This is a genomic window from Clostridium pasteurianum BC1 (assembly GCF_000389635.1).
Lineage (GTDB): Bacteria > Bacillota > Clostridia > Clostridiales > Clostridiaceae > Clostridium_I > Clostridium_I pasteurianum_A.
Genome location: NC_021182.1, coordinates 4,493,794 through 4,514,976, shown reverse-complemented (window position 1 = coordinate 4,514,976; position 21,183 = coordinate 4,493,794). Strand labels below are relative to the sequence as shown.

At 30.3% G+C, this 21,183-nt stretch carries 20 protein-coding genes; 9 read left to right on the top strand and 11 right to left on the bottom strand.

The window, feature by feature from the left end; translation table 11 throughout:
• Positions 1 to 322: 322 nt before the first annotated feature.
• From glmM to CLOPA_RS25395, 3 genes are all read left to right on the top strand, one after another.
• Complete coding sequence (gene glmM, locus CLOPA_RS20935; protein WP_015617422.1) at positions 323 to 1,693, top strand: phosphoglucosamine mutase; 1,371 nt, start codon at positions 323 to 325, stop codon at positions 1,691 to 1,693.
• Positions 1,694 to 2,297: 604 nt separating this feature from the next.
• A complete protein-coding gene (gene mtlD / locus CLOPA_RS20930; RefSeq protein WP_015617421.1) occupies positions 2,298 to 4,499 on the top strand; it encodes a bifunctional mannitol-1-phosphate dehydrogenase/phosphatase in 2,202 nt (733 codons plus the stop codon).
• Between the two features lie 119 nt (positions 4,500 to 4,618).
• On the top strand, positions 4,619 to 4,771 hold the full coding sequence (locus CLOPA_RS25395; RefSeq protein WP_155241956.1) for a hypothetical protein: 153 nt from the start codon (positions 4,619 to 4,621) through the stop codon (positions 4,769 to 4,771).
• A 165-nt stretch (positions 4,772 to 4,936) separates the two neighbouring features.
• On the opposite strand, the gene CLOPA_RS20925 is transcribed toward CLOPA_RS25395, so the two are convergent.
• Both CLOPA_RS20925 and CLOPA_RS20920 read right to left on the bottom strand, forming a co-directional pair.
• A complete protein-coding gene (locus CLOPA_RS20925; RefSeq protein WP_015617420.1) occupies positions 4,937 to 5,302 on the bottom strand; it encodes a DUF4363 family protein in 366 nt (121 codons plus the stop codon).
• Positions 5,303 to 5,369: 67 nt separating this feature from the next.
• Complete coding sequence (locus CLOPA_RS20920; RefSeq protein ID WP_015617419.1) at positions 5,370 to 6,098, bottom strand: DUF421 domain-containing protein; 729 nt, start codon at positions 6,096 to 6,098, stop codon at positions 5,370 to 5,372.
• 367 nt (positions 6,099 to 6,465) lie between these two features.
• On the opposite strand from CLOPA_RS20920, the gene CLOPA_RS20915 reads away from it, so the two are divergent.
• Both CLOPA_RS20915 and CLOPA_RS20910 read left to right on the top strand, forming a co-directional pair.
• Complete coding sequence (locus tag CLOPA_RS20915) at positions 6,466 to 6,909, top strand: MarR family winged helix-turn-helix transcriptional regulator (protein ID WP_015617418.1); 444 nt, start codon at positions 6,466 to 6,468, stop codon at positions 6,907 to 6,909.
• 487 nt (positions 6,910 to 7,396) lie between these two features.
• Positions 7,397 to 8,209, top strand: coding sequence for a nitroreductase family protein (locus tag CLOPA_RS20910; RefSeq protein ID WP_015617417.1), 813 nt, complete (start codon positions 7,397 to 7,399; stop codon positions 8,207 to 8,209).
• Positions 8,210 to 8,261: 52 nt separating this feature from the next.
• On the opposite strand, the gene CLOPA_RS20905 is transcribed toward CLOPA_RS20910, so the two are convergent.
• From CLOPA_RS20905 to CLOPA_RS20895, 3 genes are all read right to left on the bottom strand, one after another.
• A complete protein-coding gene (locus tag CLOPA_RS20905) occupies positions 8,262 to 9,077 on the bottom strand; it encodes an undecaprenyl-diphosphate phosphatase (RefSeq protein WP_015617416.1) in 816 nt (271 codons plus the stop codon).
• Positions 9,078 to 9,238: 161 nt separating this feature from the next.
• Positions 9,239 to 9,484, bottom strand: a complete 246-nt coding sequence (locus CLOPA_RS20900; RefSeq protein ID WP_015617415.1) for a DUF370 domain-containing protein — start codon at positions 9,482 to 9,484, stop codon at positions 9,239 to 9,241.
• A gap of 214 nt (positions 9,485 to 9,698) precedes the next feature.
• The gene (locus CLOPA_RS20895) at positions 9,699 to 10,547 is read right to left on the bottom strand and encodes a LysR family transcriptional regulator (RefSeq protein WP_015617414.1); all 849 of its coding nucleotides are present in this window, start codon (positions 10,545 to 10,547) and stop codon (positions 9,699 to 9,701) included.
• A 206-nt stretch (positions 10,548 to 10,753) separates the two neighbouring features.
• On the opposite strand from CLOPA_RS20895, the gene CLOPA_RS20890 reads away from it, so the two are divergent.
• Together CLOPA_RS20890 and CLOPA_RS20885 are read left to right on the top strand one after the other, a co-directional pair.
• Positions 10,754 to 11,329, top strand: coding sequence for a flavodoxin family protein (locus tag CLOPA_RS20890; RefSeq protein ID WP_015617413.1), 576 nt, complete (start codon positions 10,754 to 10,756; stop codon positions 11,327 to 11,329).
• A gap of 160 nt (positions 11,330 to 11,489) precedes the next feature.
• On the top strand, positions 11,490 to 12,053 hold the full coding sequence (locus tag CLOPA_RS20885; protein ID WP_015617412.1) for an NAD(P)H-dependent oxidoreductase: 564 nt from the start codon (positions 11,490 to 11,492) through the stop codon (positions 12,051 to 12,053).
• A 143-nt stretch (positions 12,054 to 12,196) separates the two neighbouring features.
• On the opposite strand, the gene CLOPA_RS20880 is transcribed toward CLOPA_RS20885, so the two are convergent.
• The 6 genes from CLOPA_RS20880 to CLOPA_RS20855 form a co-directional block, all read right to left on the bottom strand.
• Positions 12,197 to 12,628 (bottom strand): GtrA family protein, encoded by a 432-nt coding sequence (locus CLOPA_RS20880; protein WP_015617411.1) that lies wholly within the window; start codon positions 12,626 to 12,628, stop codon positions 12,197 to 12,199.
• A 408-nt stretch (positions 12,629 to 13,036) separates the two neighbouring features.
• A complete protein-coding gene (locus CLOPA_RS20875) occupies positions 13,037 to 13,726 on the bottom strand; it encodes a response regulator transcription factor (RefSeq protein WP_015617410.1) in 690 nt (229 codons plus the stop codon).
• Positions 13,704 to 15,188 (bottom strand): sensor histidine kinase, encoded by a 1,485-nt coding sequence (locus CLOPA_RS20870; RefSeq protein WP_015617409.1) that lies wholly within the window; start codon positions 15,186 to 15,188, stop codon positions 13,704 to 13,706. Before CLOPA_RS20870 ends, CLOPA_RS20875 begins: the two co-directional genes overlap by 23 nt.
• Before the next feature lie 132 nt (positions 15,189 to 15,320).
• Entirely contained in the window at positions 15,321 to 16,526 is a 1,206-nt protein-coding gene (locus CLOPA_RS20865; RefSeq protein ID WP_015617408.1) for an ABC transporter permease, read from the bottom strand.
• A 38-nt stretch (positions 16,527 to 16,564) separates the two neighbouring features.
• Positions 16,565 to 17,257: an ABC transporter ATP-binding protein gene (locus CLOPA_RS20860; RefSeq protein ID WP_015617407.1), complete on the bottom strand. Its 693-nt coding sequence runs from the start codon at positions 17,255 to 17,257 to the stop codon at positions 16,565 to 16,567.
• A 4-nt stretch (positions 17,258 to 17,261) separates the two neighbouring features.
• Positions 17,262 to 18,524 (bottom strand): efflux RND transporter periplasmic adaptor subunit, encoded by a 1,263-nt coding sequence (locus CLOPA_RS20855; RefSeq protein ID WP_015617406.1) that lies wholly within the window; start codon positions 18,522 to 18,524, stop codon positions 17,262 to 17,264.
• A 628-nt stretch (positions 18,525 to 19,152) separates the two neighbouring features.
• Here CLOPA_RS20855 and CLOPA_RS20850 point away from each other — a divergent pair.
• Positions 19,153 to 19,608, top strand: a complete 456-nt coding sequence (locus CLOPA_RS20850) for a YhcH/YjgK/YiaL family protein (protein WP_015617405.1) — start codon at positions 19,153 to 19,155, stop codon at positions 19,606 to 19,608.
• A 120-nt stretch (positions 19,609 to 19,728) separates the two neighbouring features.
• Positions 19,729 to 21,084 (top strand): glucose-6-phosphate isomerase, encoded by a 1,356-nt coding sequence (locus CLOPA_RS20845; RefSeq protein WP_015617404.1) that lies wholly within the window; start codon positions 19,729 to 19,731, stop codon positions 21,082 to 21,084.
• The last annotated feature ends 99 nt before the right edge of the window (positions 21,085 to 21,183 follow it).

Sequence of the window (21,183 nt, the reverse complement as noted above, 5' to 3'; positions counted from 1 at the left end):
TATTTTTTGTAATATCTACTTCATCTTACTATTCTTATTTAATTGTAATACATATAATAAACTCGCTGTCTTGGTTATCATTAGTCTACATATGTAATTTTAAAAAGATAGTAATTGTTATATCACTGACTTCCCAATGTTTTCACATTACTTATCGCAGGATAGGTAAATCGGTAACCATATAATTGTTTCATGAATATTAATATGATATAATGCTAATCATGAATATTTTTATTAAAATAATTTCAAATGAAATCATTTAGAATATGATTGGTAGTTTGTCTAAAACATGATTCATTGATAGAGCGAGGTAGAAAATATTATGAGTAGGATGTTTGGTACAGATGGTGTAAGAGGTGTAGCTAATTGCGAATTAACACCGGAAATTGCATATAGCCTTGGAAGAGCTGGGGCATATGTATTGTCGAAGGGATCACATAAACCTAGAATATTAGTTGGAACAGACACCAGGATATCTAAGGATATGCTGGAATCAGCACTTGTATCAGGAATACTTTCTGTAGGAGCAGAGGCAGTTTGCGTTGGAGTAATACCTACACCAGCTATAGCTTATCTTACAAGGAAGTATAAACTGGATGCCGGTATTGTAATATCAGCTTCACATAATCCTGTAGAATATAATGGTATAAAGTTTTTTAATTCTCAAGGTTATAAACTTTCAGATGAACTAGAAGATAAAATACAGGGTGTAATTGAAAATAATTGCAAAGATATTCCTTCACCTTCAGGAGAAAATTTGGGAAGAAAAGTAATAGAAGATTCTGCTCTTGAAGATTATATGGAATTTGCAAAATCCACAATTAATTGTGACTTAAAGGGAATGAGAATAGCTTTAGATTGTGCTAATGGTGCGAGTTATAAAACATCAGTAAAAACCTTTAGAGATCTTGGAGCAGAAATCGTTGTAATAAATAATGATCCAGATGGTATAAATATAAACAAATGCTGTGGATCCACTCATCCTGAAGAACTTATGGAATATGTAGTGAAAAAGAAATGTGATTTAGGTCTTGCTTTTGATGGAGATGCAGACAGATGCCTTGCTGTAGATGAAAAAGGTAATCTTATAGATGGCGATTTTATAATGGCTATATGTGGGAAACATTTGAAGGAAAATGGAAAATTAAATGAAGATGTAGTTGTTGTAACTGTAATGAGTAATATGGGACTCTTTATTTCTCTTGATAAGGAAAATATAAATACAGTTAAAACAAAGGTTGGAGATAGATATGTTTTGGAAGAAATGCTAAAGCAGGGCTATAAGCTTGGTGGTGAACAATCAGGACATATAATATTCCTTGATTATAATACTACAGGAGATGGCTTGGTTACTGGGCTGCAATTATCTTCTATAGTAAAAAACAGTAGCAATACCTTATCAGAACTTGCAAGTATGATGAAAAAGCTTCCTCAAGTACTGGCAAATGCTACTATACCAAATAACAAGAAGAACATATATAAAGAAGATTTAGAAATTGTAAATGAAATTAAAAAGATAGAAAAAAAGCTGGATGGAACAGGCAGAGTTTTGATAAGACCTTCTGGAACAGAGCCTTTAGTAAGGGTAATGCTTGAAGGAGAAAATCAAGCAGAACTTGATGAAATGGCACATTCTTTGGCAAAGCTTATAGAAGAAAAGGCAAATGCTAAGGCTGCTGTACTTGAAGGCTAAAAACTAAGATATTCAATTGTAAAATAGTTGCACCATTTGAAAAATACGTGAATCAAAAAAATTAGAATTGAAATACTACAGATGCAAATAAACAATAGAATATTAACATCAGAGGTTATACACTCTTGAAATGAGAGTGTATAACCTTTTTTGTATCCAAATACTAGACAAAAAGCGCAAGTTGTATTCAATACCATTTCTGCTTTTTTCTCTATGTTTTTTTATCAATTAGAGACCTTAAAATAAAATGATGAAATAGATAATTTTGTGTGAAGGTTTATTATTTGTTTACATTTATATTCTAATTATCAACTCGACAACAAACAACCTATAATATATAATTAAGTTGTTGGTTGAAAAGCACATGCTTTTATTAAACGTGCCAAAGAAATATCATAATATACTATTTTGTTAAATAAAGGCTTTTAATAGAATATGTATTCGATACATTAGTCTAATCTTATACTAATATTTTCTAATTTGCATATATGACTATTGACTAGCATCATTATATGCATGGACTAACAATTTGCAAGATAATAACTTAAATAAAAATAATAGATTAAATTTCAAAAAACACATGTTTTTTCATTGGAGGTAAAATATGATTTTTCAAACAAAAACAGTAAATGCAGCAATTTTTGATATGGATGGAACCATGTTTGATACTGAAAGACTTAGAATGAAAATGTTAAAACAGGCGTCTGAAATGCTCTATGGGAAGAGTATGGAGGATGAACTTTTAATGGATTCATTAGGTCTTAGTGCACAGTCATCAGAAGAACTTGCCAAGAAGCAATACGGGGATAATTATCCTTACAAGGAAATTCGTAAAAAAGCAGATGAACTTGAACTGGAGTACGTTAGAATAAATGGAGTCCCAGTTAAAAAAGGACTTATTGATGTTTTGGAAAGATTAAAAAAGAATGGTATATTGCTTGCAGTTGCTACATCAAGCAAACGAAGTATAACGGAAGAGTACCTTATGCGCTCTTATATAATGAACTATTTTGATATTGTTGTATGTGGAGATGAAGTAAAAAATGGAAAGCCAAATCCGGAAATATTTTTAAAAGCTGCTGGTGAGTTGAATTGCGAACCTTCAAATTGTTTAATATTTGAGGATTCTCAAAACGGTCTTCTTGCTGCCGCAGATTCAGGGGCAATGCCCATATTTGTGAAAGATATGAAAGAGCCAAAACAAGAAATTAAAGATCGTGCATTTAAATCCTATGACAGCATGTTGGATTTTTTGAATGACTTGATAAAAGTTACTGATAAAATGCCTAAGCCAAGACTAAATGAACATTTTCCGAGAAGGTTCAATCATATGAAGGTGGGTATTCATGGTTTTGGTGCCATAGGTGGAGGATATTTAACACAAATTTTTTCACATTGGGATGGTTACACAAGACCTGCTGAAATAGTAGGGGCAACGAGAAATTCTACTTTACGAGAGCTAGTGAATGCTTTTGGTAAATTTAATGTTCATTATGAAAATTTAGCTTTTGATCAAACAATCACTAACATGAGACTCATAGATACTTTAGATGAAGCTGAAATGAAAAAAATGTATGTAGAATCAGAAATCATTGGACTCAGTCTTCCAGAAGCAGCAATTAAACAGGAATCAGTTATCATTGCAAAAGGTTTAATTGAACGATATCGGAACAATGGAAAGGCTATAACGATTCTTGTAATATTAAATAAAATTAATGGTGGATTATATGTAAAACGAAATGTTGAAAATGCACTGAAAAATTTTGTCACAAAAGAGGAAGCAAAGAGAATTATATCTAAAGCTTTTTTTGCTGAGACGGTTGTAAATAGAATGGTTTCTAAAATACACAAAAAAGCTCTTTTAAAACAAGTAGGAATGAATTTTAGAACTGTTGAAGGAAATATAGCAAAAAAAGAATTGGACATCGGTTCACTTTTCGAAAGTTCTTCAGAGGAAAAGAGTATTAAGGACAAAAAAGATAAGCAAAATGCCAAAGAAAATAATGATGGAAACAAAGATGCCGCTTTGGTGAAAGATATTTCTAAAAAGCTATATAATGTATCAGAAATTACACAGGAATTATCTAGGCTGAATATCACTTTATTCAACAGTGAGCCTGATATGTTATTGTATGCAAGTAAAGGAAGCCCTATTTTAGAAAGAATTAGGCAAATTAAAACTGTAGATAATATATCAGAAATGCAGGATGTGAAAAACAAATTATCCAATGGAACCCATGCCATTATTGCGTGGTATTCAAGTCTTCTGGGTTATAAAACAATTGGTCAGGGTATGGGAGATGAACGTGTAATTTCGCTTGTGAAAACAGTTATGAAAAAAGAAATAAAACCTGCTATCCTAAAACATGACGTGGAATTGACAGAGTATGTGGACAATTTTATTACAAACTTTATTAAACGATGCAGGTATTCTTTTAAGGATCCGTGTATCCGTGTTGGACGTGACCCGTTAAGGAAATTGAAAAGAGGCGAGCGTATACTTGGAACCATTGATTTGGCACAAAAAAATGATGTCCCTACACCTATGTTAGAGTTTGGTGCAGCGGCAGGTCTGCTCTATGCAATTTCGTTGATCAATCCTAACGATAAAGAATGTCAAATCATCAAAGAATTATATGATAAAGAAGAATCTATTAGAGATGTACTGACTTATGATGGAAATTATAATGGAAAACCATATCCAGGTTTAAATGAGAAAAAAGATGCAGATTTAATTGAAAGAATCGAAAAACAGTTTAATGAGCTCTGTGGAATTATTTCAAGGTGCGATTTGCTAATTAGTTAGGAGTTGCTTAACCACCAATTAGTTTATATATACTATATAACTAATTGGTGGTTTTGTAATTTCAATATTAAACTGGAAGTGAAAAAATCACAGGAAGAAAAATATATTCATGGTCCGATATGACTACCCGCCGGCATTATCCAGGAGAACATAAGATTGTACTTTTGGTAAATGGTTATGAAGTTGCCTGCAAGGATAAGATTAAATTCATAGAAATAGCAATTGTTGAAAATTTTAAAGGAATTCTGGTAAATTTGGATGGGCTGTACTAGCATTAATTGATGTAAATATGGTGCAGCATGGATATTGAATTACTAGTTAAAAGATAGAAAACGGCTGTGGCCGTTTTCTATAATTCTATAACTGCTATTCTCTAACCTGTTTAAAAGATGAAAAAGAGATCTGTAGAGTACCTTTAGAATATAAGAAAGTATTTCTTATCTACCTAAATCATCCCAATGTTGTTTAGCTTCACTTAATTCCATTAGGGATGCAGTTTTATCTCTGGAGCTAATAGAGGCTTTTATTCGAGCAATGCTTACACTTAGAGCATTCATTTCATCTCGCTCGCTGCTAAATTGAATTCGTTTAGTGACAGCTTTCCAAGCTGTTTCTAGTTCATCGGTATTTTGCCCTGCTAATTTCCAGTTATCTGATGTTACAGCTTCTGTAATTGTGTCCATATGCTTTGGAACGTTATCCCAATCTGCTATAGGCTTCTTAAAAAATTGTCCGCTAAGCATGATTAATATAGAAATTACTAAGAAAGCCACTGGAATGAATATAACAAAGAATTTTCTCATGACTATTCCTCCATTTATAAATTACAATGTTAAATCTGTAGAGTTATTTTGCATACAAATAAACTTATTAATAGGGACCCTTAAAGTCACCTACAACAATAGGTTTTTGTATTTTATCTTTGAATTTGTCTACGTACAAAGAACCTGAGGCTTCATAAGTAGCCAGAAATACTTCAGAAGGATCTTTCACTCCATATTTCTTCAGCTCAGATCGTAACCATTTACGATTACGATTAATTTGTTTTAAATTCAAATCTACTACTATACCATCATAAATTAATTCTATTCCTATTCCGGTGTTAGGCACAGTAATGTTCATATCTTTTGCAGTTACTGGCTGCAACTCTGGCTTTTTTAGAACAGAAAGTTCACCATTGGGCTCTAACACTGCAAAGTGAACTTCATTTAGATCAAATACATCTTTAGTTCTTAACTGTTGTTGTAAATTTGTAGCATCATACCTTAATTTACGCATATTACTTTCTAATATTTTGCCATTCATTATTATTATAGTTGGTTCTCCTTCTATATATTTTGCTGCAAACCTGGATTTAGTTGTAAGTAGGTCAATACCCAATCCGGCAACTGTCCAAGTAGTAAGGCCCACCCAATGAGGCCAAGCTCTACTTGATAAATCCGTTGTCATAGTAGCAGCTATTGATCCAATGGTAATTCCAAGTGTGTAATCAAAGAAAGTAAGTTGACTTATTTGTTTCTTACCTAGAACACGTGCAAATATTAATAATGAAAAAAAAGCAATGATTGCTCTTACAAATACTACAATTCCCTCGTTCAATAATATCACTCCCACATAAAAGTCTTAACATTTTTAATAAATATAAAATTATATTTATCCATGTGTACATTAGGTAGGATAACACATATAGACAATAATTATTCTAATTACTATCTATTAATTTAGTAGAATCCAAAATAACTATTTATTATTGGTGGAAATTAGTAAAGATATTTTGTAAATAAAAACTGATTACAATAATTAGTAAAGATAGAATTCAATTTCAACTGAATTTTATATTAAGAGCAATAATTCTATGACAAGGTTAAAGGGTTTCCTATTTTAAATCAATAAAAATTACTTGACAATAGTTCTAGATAATATTAATATATGCATATACATATATTGTATTGGAGGTGTAAAATTGATGCCCTATTTGAAGGTATCTGATATAGCACATGTGAAAAGCTGTGCATGTGGAAATTTGAGAAAGACAACAAGGGTCATTACTCAATTTTATGATAAAATTCTTCAACCAACTGGATTGCGCAGCACTCAATTGTCTCTATTAACTAATATTTTAGTGCACAAAAATATTTCAGTAAGTGAATTGGGAATTATATTATTAATGGATCAAACTACAGTAACTCGTAACATTGAAATATTAAGGAAAAAGGGATATATTACTGTTACAAAAGAGGATGATGACTCAAGAAGAAAATCTATTTCCATAACTAATAGTGGAGAAAAAAAACTTGAGGAAGCCATTCCATTATGGGAAGTAGCTCAATCTAAAATAGAACAGGGTATAGGTGTTGAAAGTTTTCAGGAATTTTTAAAAACATTAAACTATATTCAAAATTTAGTTTAGCAGTTTTTTTTAGCAATTATATGTATATACATATAATGTCTTAATTTATTATTTATTAATTCAAACCAATCAATGGTATATATGTATTTGTATATAGATTATCAATGAATCTTATTTAGTGGGAATTTGTACTTTCGCTAAATCTAGATGAATCATCCAGGAACGTGTCGCTGTTATCTCCACCTTGTAGAAAAGCAGGCAAAACAAAATTTATTTTGTATTTGATCGCTTTCACAGAGTGCAAGCAGAGAACCAAAATCTTGGATTTTGTGTGAATCACTTTCATAGAGTGCGGTGGAGTGTTACAGCGACTAGTTATCGAATAAATATTTAATTTGTAAATGCAGTAGTATTTTTTTAGCAAAATATATGTATATGCATATAAAATTTTAAAAAGAAATTATAGATGTGTAGGAATTAAAATTAATACCTGCATGACTATGAAATTTTTTAAATAACTAAATAATTAAAATAGGAGTGAATAAAAATGAGTTTAATAACTGTAAATGAAGAAAAATGTATTAAGTGTGGTATTTGCGTAAAGGAATGTCCAACAGGATTATTGCGTATTGGAGAAAAAGGACCAGAAGAACTTGCTAATGGAAATTGTATGGCTTGTGGTCATTGTGTGGCTGCTTGTCCAAAAGAAGCTATTGACAATAAAAAAACACCTTTGGTTAACCAGATTAAACCAAAAGAATTTCCAAAATTAAATGCGGAAGAGGCAGAAAATTTTCTTCGCTCACGACGTTCAATTCGTTCTTATAAGGAAGCTTCTGTGCCGCGAGAAAAATTAATTCAGTTGGTTGATATTGCCCGTTTTGCTCCTACTGCAAGCAATAAACAGGGTGTATCCTATGTAATAGTAGATGATAAAAAAGTAATCCAACAGGCTGTTGAAGTTGCAGTTAAGTGGTTGGAGAATGATGCAATTTTCAGTAAGATATTTTCTGGGGTTATTAAGAATTATCACGAAAAAGGAATTGATACTGTTTTACGAGGAGCACCTAATCTTATTTTAGCTACTGCTGATGTAAATTTTTCAGGTGGAAGAGAAAATTCAATTTTTTCATTGGCTTATCTTGAGTTATTTGCACCATCTCTTGGATTAGGGTCATGCTGGGCTGGAATATTTGAAATATGCGCACTTAGCGAAAATTCTCCAATGCTTAAATTATTCAACATTTCAGAAGATAAGAAAATTACAGGAGCTGTTATGGTGGGATATCCAGAATATAGTTATAAAAGGTTAGTGGATAGAAATCCTTTAGATGCTACTTTTTACGAAAATCTAAAATAATTTATTCAAATTAAAATAAAAATAGGAAGTGACAAAACTCACTTCCTATTTTCTAAACAAAATGTGAAATTAAAATTACTGCTCCCACTATCCAACAATAAAAAGAAAATGGACGCATAGCATTGACTTCCTTTTTATTAAACCAGCGCATAAGTATATTAACAGCTATAAGTGCACATATACCTGCCGCAATTCCTCCTATAATTGACATATTCAATAAAGGACGATTAGCTGCTTTAAATAATTTCGGTACTTCAAGTACTGATGCTCCAGCTATAATTGGAGTAGCCAGCAGCATTGAAAATCGAGCGGATTCTTCATGTTTTAGTCCCATCCAAAAACCAGCAGTTATACTGGAACCTGATCTTGAAAACCCAGGGAAAAGTGCTAAGGATTGAAATAAACCTATTATAGCAGCTTGTTTATAACTTAGATCCTCAATATTCTTTTTACCTTTAGAAGCAGCCTTCTCTCCTACAAATAATAAAACTCCATTCAAAATCAAAAATATAGAAGCCGCTGAAGCAATTCCAAATAGCATTGTTAATTTCTTTTCAAAAATAAGTCCTATTATTGCTGCTGGAATTGTTCCAACAATGATTAAAAATAATAATTTCTTAGAATCTCTGCTATTAAAAATAGACTTTATAACAGCTTTCCAATCTTTCCAAAAGAAAATAAAAAGAGCTATAGATGTACCTAAATGCATCATGACTACAAATGGAAGAAAGTTTTCCTTTAAAAATACAGGATCTAGATTCCATCTAAAAACATAAGGGGCAATTACTGAATGTCCTGCACTGCTAATGGGAAATAATTCTGTTACGCCTTGTACTATTGCTAATATCAAGGTTTGAATAATTGTCATCAAAACTCCACCTTTTCTAGTTATTTATTTTTTGTATAGTTAATTAGTTTTTTAACTTTAATTAAAACAATGTAAAATAAAGCACATACTATAAAAGTATATAAAACCAATATTTAAATTATATATAAAATTTTATTATATATATATAAATCTTTTATTACTTATTTTTTTACTATGCTTTTGTATTTTCCAATTAGTATTTCTTTACCAACAGCACTGAGTATGATTTTATTATCCTTAGTAAATATTATAGATAATGTTTTTCTTCCAGCGGTACAATTTATAAGCTCATTATATTTTGCATCTTTAATAATTCTTCTAGTTGGTGCTGACGAATATTGTGTTATTTTTTCTATCTTATTTATATTGACGTAATTATCAAACCCTATGTCTAAAAATCTACACATTATTTCACTCCTAAAAATATATAGTTATTAATATTAATGTATCATTTCATAAACATAAACAGAGATTTTGGCATCATGTAGAGTTTTTATTCAATTTAATGCTACTTGACAAAGTTCTTAGTATCTATGGTGCTTTTCAATAATAATGCTTCAACATTAAGATTTGATTAAAATATTATAAACATTAATTATTTTAATTTTATTTGATTTTAATTTACAGTAGGAGTGGCAGGTAAGAAGATGCCTGCTCTTTTTTTAATACGGCAGAAATAACCCTATGAATAGGGAACTTTTTAATTTCACGTACTACTATTGAGGGATTATTAATACTGTCGGCTACCATTTTAGGAAGGAGTGTAATACCAAAATCTTGTTCAACATAACTGATTATAGATTCAGTTGATTCAAGTTCCAGTACAATGTTTGGTGAAACATTCATTAAATTGCAGTGTTCCCTGATGGTAGCTCTTATTGGGCACGGATCTTTATACATAATCAGCTTTTCTTTTACAGCAGTAAGAAAATCAATATCTTCTAATTTGGATAAATAATTTGAACTTTTCATAACTAGAAAAAAAGGCTCAACTAACAATGGAATAGTAACCAACTCAGGTTTTTGTAATGCATCAGATACAAATACTATATTGAAAAAATCATCTTCTAAGCCCCTTATTAGTTGAGCATTTGTATCCATGGACTCAATAAAAACTTCATAATCCATATGCTTAATCTTATTAACATATTTAGGCATAAAATAAGTTATTAAATTAGATAGTCCACCAATTCTTATTGTATCCTTACCACCAAAACATCTAACTCCAGTTATGGTTTCGTTTAGCATTTTGATAATTGTGTTAGAACGTTCATAAAAATATCTCCCTGAAGGAGTTAATTTCATTCCAGAAGGCGTTCTTAATAATAATGAACGCTTCAATGATTTTTCTAATAAAGCTAATTGTTTTGTCAAAGCTGGTTGAGAAATATATAAATATTGTGAAGCTTTATTTAAGCTCCCATGTTCAACTATTGCTATAAAATATTTCATTTGATCAATACTAATCATTTAGATCCTCCTATATAACTTATAGTTATATACTATATATTATATATATATTATGCAAACATAAACATATATATTAGAATAAAAATATGTTGTACAACATATATAATGATTTTATAAGAAATAATAATAATTTTAAATAAAAATACTGATTTGAATCAAGAAAATTATTTATCAACTTTAACGAAAATTTTAGGAGGAATATATAAATGAAAGTTATAGCTATTAATGGAAGTGCTAGAAAAGATGGTAATACTGCTATTATTATAGAAAAAATATTTAATGAATTAAAAAAGGAAAACATAGAAACTGAATTAATTCAATTATCTGGTAACAATATACAAGGATGTATAGGCTGTGGTGGTTGTTTTAAAAATAAAGATAAAAAATGTGTTCTTAAAAATGATATTGTAAATAAGTGCATTGAAAAAATGGTAGAAGCCGATGGTATTATTTTAGGTTCACCAGTATATTTTGCAGATGTAACAGCAAATATGAAGGCATTACTTGAAAGAATTGGTATGGTTTCAATTGCTAACGAAAATCTTTTCAAGCACAAAGTAGGATCTGCTGTTGTAGCGGTTCGTAGAGGAGGTGACATGCACGCCTTTGATACTATGAATTATTTCTTACATTGTACTCAAATGTATTCAGTAGGTGGAACTTATTGGAATATGGTACGTGGAAAAGAAATAGGGGAAGTACTAAATGATGAGGAAGGTATGGAAAATATGAAATCCATAGGAGAAAATATGGCATGGATTTTAAATAAAATAAGCAAGTAAAACTCTTAACATATATGTTGCAATAAATTACATTCATAATAAAATATTTAGTGCATTTAAGTAGCTTCTATCTAAATGTTATTTATTAAATGAACAATTTTAATTGCAACTTATATAATCAAAAGAATATTTTTATTAAGTTAACGGGAGGTATAAATATATGACTAATAAAACTGTATTAATTATTAATGGCACAGATGATAAATATTCTTACGCATCTAAAGGAGAATTGAATACTTTATTAGCTGATACATCAGCTGATTATTTGAAGGATAGAGGATATAAAATTTTACGAACCACTGTAAAGGATGGTTATAATCCAAAAGAAGAAGATGAAAAATGGAAAGAAGCTAGCTGCATCATTTTCCAATTCCCTGTTTATTGGTTTTCTGCACCTGCTGTTTTGAAACGTTATTTCGAAGATATATATAATGGCGGACAGTATTATAAAGGAGGAACAGAATATGGGAGAGGAGGATTATTAAACGATAAAAAATATATGATATCTACAACCTGGAATGCTGCATTAGAAGTATTTGAAGATGAAAATTCATTTTTTAGAGGTCAATCTGTAGATGAAGTTCTTGCGGATTTTCATTATACACATTCTTTTATTGGATTAGAGAAATTACCAAGTTTTTCAGTAAATGATGTTGTTAAGAATCCGAATGTACCAGACTATATCTCTAAATTAAAGATACATCTGTCTAATATTTTTGATTAGTTGTGATAGTAAGAGTTCAGTCCTTTCATCATCTGGCAAGAACTCTTAAGGATAAAGATTTTGAACAATAAAAATTTAATAATTAAAAAAATACCGTATTATAAAATTAGATTTTACGGTATTTTTTTCATAATAAAAGCGGTTTAATTACTTTTAAATATAAATAACTTGCTTGCAAAGTAATTTGCAATAACAACTAAAACGGTAGATACTACTTTGGCAATAATATCATTTATTCCAACTATTTGAACTAACAAAAACATTGTTCCTAATTCTTGAAATAATGTTACAATTCTAAAAAATAAAAATGAACTTATTTCTTTTAAAAAACTAAATAAATCTTTATTGTAACTTTTAAAGACAAATATTTTATTTGTTATAAATGCAAAAGCAACTGCAGCTATCCATGCAATTACGGTGGCAATCATATAATTCATTTTTAACTGCGAAGCCAAAACCCAATAAGACACAGTATTAACTAATGTAGTTAGACCGCCAAAAAATAAATAGGCAATTTTTTCAATATTATCTTCTGTAAAATATTTCACCTTTATTTTTCTATATATATTTTCCATATACAACCAACCTTCTTTTATATTTTAATATTACTATAATCTAATAAATCTTTAATTAGACTATCCATTTTTTCTCCCATTCTTTTCTTTAACAATTTTTAATTATTAGTTTCTATATAAAACTAAAGTATTCTCTATTATACTAATCACCACATTAAGATAAGAATTTTTAACAGAATAATTTACCACTGCAATTGAATATATGTAAATTGTACCATATTTTTAGTTGCATTTAATTATTCAAAATAAAATAGTTCTTTGAATCATTTAATCAATTGCAATCTTTTAAGTAAATTGTTGGTAGAGGGGTTTGGGCTTAGGTTTTCACTGAGTATAGAAAGGCACTCTAATCAAATAATTAGAGTGCCTTTCTCAAACAATTATAAGTATCGGAAGTAAAACTGAGTTCTAAACTTCAAATCTGTAGCCCACTCCCCAAATAGTCTCAATATATTGAGGATTTGAAGGATCTATCTCTATTTTTTCTCTTATCTTTCTTATATGCACAGTTACAGTTGCCAGGTCTCCAAGTGAGTCCATGCTCCATATCTTGTCAAACAATTCTTCCTTTGTATATACCCTGTTGGGATTTGATGCTAAAAAAGCTAATAAATCAAATTCCTTTGTGGTAAAAATAATTTCATTATTATTTAAAAACACTCTTCTGGATACTTTATCTATAGTTAGAGCTCTTATTTTAATTTCATCTCTTCTATCTTCTTTATTGCCTATAAGCCTTTCATATCTTGAAAGATGAGCTTTAACCCTTGCCACCAGCTCTCCTGGGCTAAAAGGCTTAGTAACATAATCATCAGCGCCTAAACCCAAGCCTCTTATTTTATCTATATCTTCTTTTTTAGCAGAAATCATTATAATAGGTATATCCTTTATCTTCCTAACTGCTTTACATATCTCAAATCCATCTATTTCTGGAAGCATCACATCTAATATCAGAAGGTCGTAGTTATTGTTTTTTGCCTTAATAAGTCCCATTTTTCCGCTGCATTCTATATCTACTTCATAATCACTAATTTCAAGATAATCTCTTTCAAGTTCTGCTATACTTCTCTCATCCTCAACTATTAATATCTTTTTCAATACAATCATCTCTCCATTTTTTTAATGTAAATATTATATCTGTTCCACTATTTTCGTCACTTTCAGCCCATATCTTTCCACCATGTTCTTCTATAATCTTTTTCGAAATGGCAAGTCCCAGACCACTTCCACCAGTATTAGAATTTCTTGAACTATCTGCTCTATAAAATCTATCAAATATATATTGCAATGATTTTTTAGATATTCCCATACCATTATCCTTAAAGCTGACATATACGTATTCATGATTCTCATTAATTCTAATATCTATTTTACCTACTGCCTTATTTATATATTTAACAGAGTTTTCAACTATATTCATTATAACTCTTTTAAGCTTTTCTCTATCAGCTATTACATAGGAGGCTTCTTTCAACTCATTTACAAAGGTTATATTAATGTTTTTCTTTTCTAGATCAAATCTTAATTCTTCTATACAATCATTCAGATAATCTGAAAGTTCTACTTTTTCAAAATTAAAGGGAATCTTTTTTAAATCCAATTTTGAAAATAAAAACAATTCATCTATGAGCCTATCCATATCTACAGCTTTTCTATATATAGTATTTACATATCGTTCCATCTTTTCTGGAGTATCGGCTATTCCATCCCTTATGCCTTCTGTATATGCCTTTATGGCTGTTACAGGAGTTTTTAAATCATGAGATATATTAGAAATCAATTCTTTTCTATTATTTTCATATTGAAGCTGCAATTCAAGGGACTCTTTTAACTTGAATCTCATCTCTTCAAAAACTCTGCTCAGTTGCCCAATTTCATCATTTTCACTACTGCTTAATTTAAAATCCAAATTTCCATTTTTGATTAATACCGCACCATTTTTAAGTTTCTCTAGAGGTTTAACTATGCTCTTTGACATAAAAAATGTAAGCATACCATTGGTAATAATTAGTATTGCTATCAATATACCTATTTCCACAGCGATAAACTCATAGAAAATACTTTCACTGGAGGTGGTATTTAAAACTAAAAATATAGATATTTTACTTTCATCCTCCATGTAGAAATCATATTGTTTTAATATTACAAATTTATTTTGCTTTAAAAAATCAATTTTGCTGTTGTTAGTATTTTTACCGAATTGAGGCAATAAATTATAAGTAAAATTATTTTTTAGAGAGGGGGATATATATATAAACTCATCATTTTTTCTTACAATTACTCCTGTATGTTTATTTAAATATTTTTCTTGTTCTGAAAAAAACTCATCCTTTAATAAATCCTTATTATTCTTAAGAATATAATCTTTTATGTTATCTATTGCCCTTGAATCCTTTTCAATAATGTTTTCTATAGGTGCTTCTCCCAGACTGACATTATACGCATTTCCCAATCGATTTTTGAAAATTGTCCCTGTAAAGAAGGTGACGACTATAAATGAAATAATTGGTATTAATAACATTGCAATATAAGATATAGTAAGCTTTCGTCTTATTGACATATTACCTCCAATTTTTATTAATAAAAGGCCAACATATTTATGCCGGCCTTTTATTTTTCTCTTAGCAATCTTGAAAGAAATAACCAGTAAAGCAGCTAACCTGTATTTTACTTTTATTTCTTTTAATTTATATTATTCATACCTTAAGGCTTCAATTGGATCAAGTGCAGCTGCTTTTCTAGCTGGATATATACCAAAGAATATTCCAACTGCTGATGAAAATAGTATGGCAGCTATGACTACCACTGGAGATACCACTGGCACGACATTTACAGCCATTCCAGCAAGTTCTGCTCCACCAATTCCGATTATCATTCCAATTATTCCACCAATGAGAGAAATAATAACAGATTCCGTTAAAAATTGCAGCATTATATTTTGTGTTGTGGCGCCAATAGCCTTTCTTATACCAATTTCCCTTGTTCGCTCTGTAACTGATACAAGCATTATATTCATAACTCCTATGCCTCCAACTACTAAAGATATAGCAGCAACTGCCCCTATAAAGCTTGTAAATATTCCAAGTACTTTATTTATTTGATCTAGCTGCTGAAATAAATTACTTGCTGTGTATATACTTTTTCCCCTGTTATTATGTCTGCTTTCCAGTATACTTATAGCGCTATTTCCTGCATCTTCTGCATCTTCCTTAGAATCTGCTGCTATAGTTAAGCTGTTTATTTGAAAATTGCTTGAATACATGCTCTGTAATAGAGTAATGGGAACTTCTACACTAATTGGCATGTTAGGTGGACCGCCTCCAAACATGGCTGAAGAAGCTTTTATCCCAATAATAGTAACTTTTTTACTTCCATTTCCAGGTCCAATGTTCATAGTTTTTCCTACAGCATCTGAATATCCAAATAAGGTCTTTGCTGCATTTTCGTCTATAACGGCCACAGCTTTTCCTTCATTTTGTTCCATTTCGTTATAGTATCGTCCATATATTATATCTTCATTTTGGATATCTGCATAGTCAATAGTTGCCCCAGCTATTGTAGCATTTTTAGATGCAATACCCGTTACCGCTAGTCCCCTTTCTTGAACTGTTGGGCTAACATATTTTATGGTATTTACATCACTTTTTATTTGAGCTGCATCCTTTAAAGTGAAATAATCACTTTGTTGTGCCTTACTTGTGTCAAGACTTATAGTTACCGTTGTTGCTCCTATTTTATTAAACTCATCTGTAACAGCACTTTGTCCCCCTTGACCTAGTGATACAATTGCTATTACAGAACTTATTCCTATAATAATTCCAAGCATAGTAAGAAAGGATCGCATTTTATTTGCTCTAATGCTTTCAAGTGCTATTTTAAAACTCTCTAAAAAATTCATATTTACCTCCTTTACAAAACCTTAGCAAATAATTGCTGTTATAGTCTTGTTCTATCCTTTACCTCTTCATCAGATGTTATTTCTCCATCCTTAAATCTTACAATTCTCTTGGTATATACGGCAACATCAGGTTCGTGAGTTACCATAACAACTGTAGAACCTTCATCATTTAGATCCTGGAAAATTTTCATTATTTCAAAAGTAGATTTTGTATCTAAGTTTCCTGTTGGCTCATCTGCCATAATAACATTAGGCCTATTCACTATGGCCCTTGCAATTGCAACTCTCTGCTTTTGTCCGCCAGAAATTTCATTAGGTCTATGTTTGACCCTATCTCCCAGTCCCACCTTTACCAGTGCTTCTAGTGCTCTTTCTTTTCGTTCCTTAGCTGAAACACCTGCATATACCATAGGCAAAGCAACGTTATCCAATATAGTAAGTCTAGGCAATAGATTAAAAGCTTGAAATACAAAACCTATTTCTTTGTTTCGCACAAGAGCTAATTCATTACCAGTTAAATTGGAAACATCCTTTCCGTTTAGCATATATATGCCGCTGTCCATTTTATCAAGACATCCTAATATATTCATGAAGGTAGATTTTCCCGAACCGGAAGGTCCCATAATTGAAGTGAATTCTCCCTTTTCAATCTTTAAATTAACTCCTTTTAGTGCAGTAAAATCTATTTCTCCAGTTACATATTTTTTAACTATATTTGTAACCTCAATCATTATTTTACTTGCCTCCTGTGCTTGTGCTATCTTTTACTGCTGTACCATTCTGTATTGATGCACTTGGATTAAGTATAATCTTATCACCAGCGTTAACTCCACTATTTATCTGTGCCTCTGTATCTGATTGTAATCCCAATTGAACTTCTTTCTGAACAGCCTTATTATTTGATATAACAAACACGTAGTTCTTTCCAGACTTATCTGTCTTTATACTTTCTGCAGGAACCTTTATAATATCGTTAACTTGTCCAGTTAATATATTTACATCAGCATCAAAGCCTTCAACTAATCCATCCTGTGGAGCGTTAATATCAATATCTGCAGTGAGAGTTGTGGTTTGTCCTGTAGTAGAAGTTGTTGTCTCAGCAGTTGGCGCTACATAGGATACCTTGCCTGTATAATCTTTATTTGCAAAACTTAAGTTTGCAGTCTGTCCAACTTTAACTTCCGTGGCACTATATTTATCTAAATTTACTTCTGCTTCTAGATTACTTTGATCCTCTATAGTTACTGCAGCACCTGCGGATCCACCTGATGCACCTGCTGCTGACGCACTTACAACTTGAGAACTTCCTACAACAGCATTTACAGCTGTAACTACTCCATCAAAATCTGCTACATTTCTATCAGTGCTTTGAGCTGCATTTGTATTTGCAGTATCCAAATTTGTCTGTGCTAAAGTTATTTGATTATCGGCCTGTTTTAACTTTTCTGTTAGATCTGGTATTGAGCTTTTTGTGCTGTTTAATTGAGATAATGTAGAATTCAACTGCTGAAGTTGAGTAGCGCTTCCAGTCTTTTGAAAATTAGGGTCTTTGCTTTGTTGTTCTTTTAAAGCATTTATTTGATTTGTAATGTCGTTTATCTGATTATTTGTATCAGTAAGCTTTTGATTATTACTTGCCACTGTGTTCAATAAATCTTGCTTTTGGCTTTGAGCATTACTTAAATTAATTTGTGCTTGCTTTACTGCTGCAGAAGTATCCTGAACTTGATATGTAACCAGTACATCTCCTTTCTTTACCTTATCCCCTACCTTTACATTTACTGATTTAACCTTTGACTGCTGTGGTGAAAAATAACTCTTGCTGTTTTTAGATTTTATTGTAGCAGTTGTAGATAAATAGGCATTTATATTTCCCTTTGTAACACTTGCAGTCTTCACAGCTGTAAAATTAGTCTTATTCCTTGCTGATAATCTTAAACCTACAATTCCTACGATAACTACTGCTGCTATAATGGCAATAATAACTTTTTTCTTCATAACAAATCATATCCTCCTTATTAATTTTAAGACATCGTAAATAAATAATTAGTAAGTATGTTATATTTAACTTTTTATTTATTTTCATATGATTAGATTGTTTTCTAAATATATTTTATAATTTGTTTCTAAATAAGTAATAAAATAATTCTAAAATTTTTCTAAAATATATAAATTAAATTTTTCCTTTTTTAACAAATAAATTTTTTAATAAACAATACTTGTTCAAGTAAATAATTAATAAAATAATAGTATTAATCTCTTTCCTTATTAGCTAAAGCGTAGCTCACTCTTATTTCTACAAAATAGACTTCTTATTTCATTATACCAAAAATCAACTCATCTTAAGTGCTAATTATTAGCTATCAAGATAAATTTTTATTGTGCTATTTTTATAAAAAATATAATCTTGAGATTATCAATACCCAATTTATAAAAAATATTAAAAATGAAGAAAAGGAATATATTGTACATATTTAATATATTCCCTCTTTATTTGCAATTGAAAATTAATTTGCAAAGGTATAAGTATATATTGATTACTAACTACTTTAATATTATGCTTATATTAAAGGTGTAAATTAAATAAAAATATATTTTAAAATTAATATTGAAAAGAGGATGCAAAATGATTTTAGACAAATTAGAAAATATAAATTTATATGCCAATGTGAACAGTAACTTTGAAAAAGCTTTTAAATTTTTAACAGATAATGACCTTGAAAAACTTACAGATGGTAGACATGAAATAGATTCTGATAATGTGTATGCATCTGTACAATCTTATGCAACAAAAAATAATAGTGAAAACAAATGGGAATCACATGAAAAATACATAGATATTCAGTTTATTGTAAAGGGCAAAGAAACTATTGTATGGTCTCCAATAGACCAATTAATTTTACAAGAAGAGTATTCCAAAGAAAAAGATGTAACTTTTTATAGGGAAGGTTCCTATTCTTCAAAAATAAACTTAAAAGAAAAATATTTTTGTATACTTTTCCCAGAAGATGGACATAAACCAGGTTGTGTTTTTGATGGAGAAATGAATGTAAAGAAAATAGTTGTGAAAATCAAACTATAAATACATATGACAAATTATGGAATGGTTATTATTGAAAGCCAAAAACAAATAAGGTATAATCATAATTAAGAATGAAATTATATAAAGTATAGTCATTAATATATTTTAGGAGGTAAGATTATGACAAAGAAATTATCTTTAGATCTAACAAAATTGGATTCTTTTCTAAATGAAAATGAGCTTACATATCTTCAGCCATTAGTAACAGAGGCACATAATATGCTTCATAATAAAACAGGACAGGGAAATGACTTTTTAGGATGGATTGATCTTCCAGTAGACTATAATAAAGAGGAATTTGAAAGAATAAAAAAAGCAGCAGAAAAAATAAGAAATGATTCAGATGCACTTATAGTAATTGGAATAGGTGGATCTTATTTGGGTGCTAGAGCTACTATAGAGACTTTATCACACACTTTTTACAATAGTCTTCCAAAAGAAAAGAGAAATTCACCAAATGTATTCTTTGTGGGAAATAATATAAGCTCAACTTATATGGTGGATTTATTGGAAACGATTGAAGGAAAGGACATTTCAGTTAATGTTATATCAAAATCTGGTACTACCACTGAGCCTGCTATAGCCTTTAGAATTTTCAAAGATTATTTGGAAAAGAAATATGGTAAAGATGGGGCAAAGGAAAGGATATATGCTACTACTGATAAAGAAAAGGGTGCCTTAAAATCCTTGGCAGATACAGAAGGCTATGAAACTTTTGTTATTCCAGATGATGTGGGAGGAAGATTTAGTGTGTTGACACCAGTAGGTCTTTTACCAATAGCAGCTGCAGGTATAGATATAGAAGAATTACTTAAAGGTGCAGCAGCAGGAAGAGAAGCTTACAGTTCTCCTAATTTAGAAGAAAATGATGCTTATAAATATGCAGCAGCTAGAAATGCTTTGTATAGAAAAGGTAAAACTACAGAAATATTAGTTAATTATGAACCAAGCTTACATTATTTTGGAGAATGGTGGAAACAGTTATATGGTGAAAGTGAAGGAAAAGATGGTAAGGGAATATTCCCAGCATCCGTTGACTTCTCAACAGATTTGCATTCCATGGGACAATATATTCAACAGGGTTTAAGAAATATATATGAAACTGTTGTTAATATAGAGAGTCCTAGAAAGAATATTGTTATTGAAAAAAGTGATGAAAATATAGATGGATTAAATTTCGTGGCAGGTCAGACAATGGATTATGTAAATAAAAAGGCCTTTGAAGGAACAGTTTTGGCTCATAATGATGGAGGAGTACCTAATATTGCAGTTAACGTGCCTGAATTAACTCCTTATTATCTAGGATATTTAATGTATTTCTTTGAAAAGGCTTGTGGTGTAAGTGGATATCTATTAGCAGTAAATCCATTTGATCAACCTGGGGTAGAAGAATATAAGAAAAATATGTTTGCTCTTCTTGGAAAACCAGGTTATGAGTCTAAGAAGGAAGAATTAGAGAAGAGATTAGGTAAATAGTTAAAAATAAAACGTGTGAAAATAAATAGCAAGCGAAATAGACAGTACATGACTATTTATTTACGATGTCTTAGTTATTATAATAGCACTGTTACAATA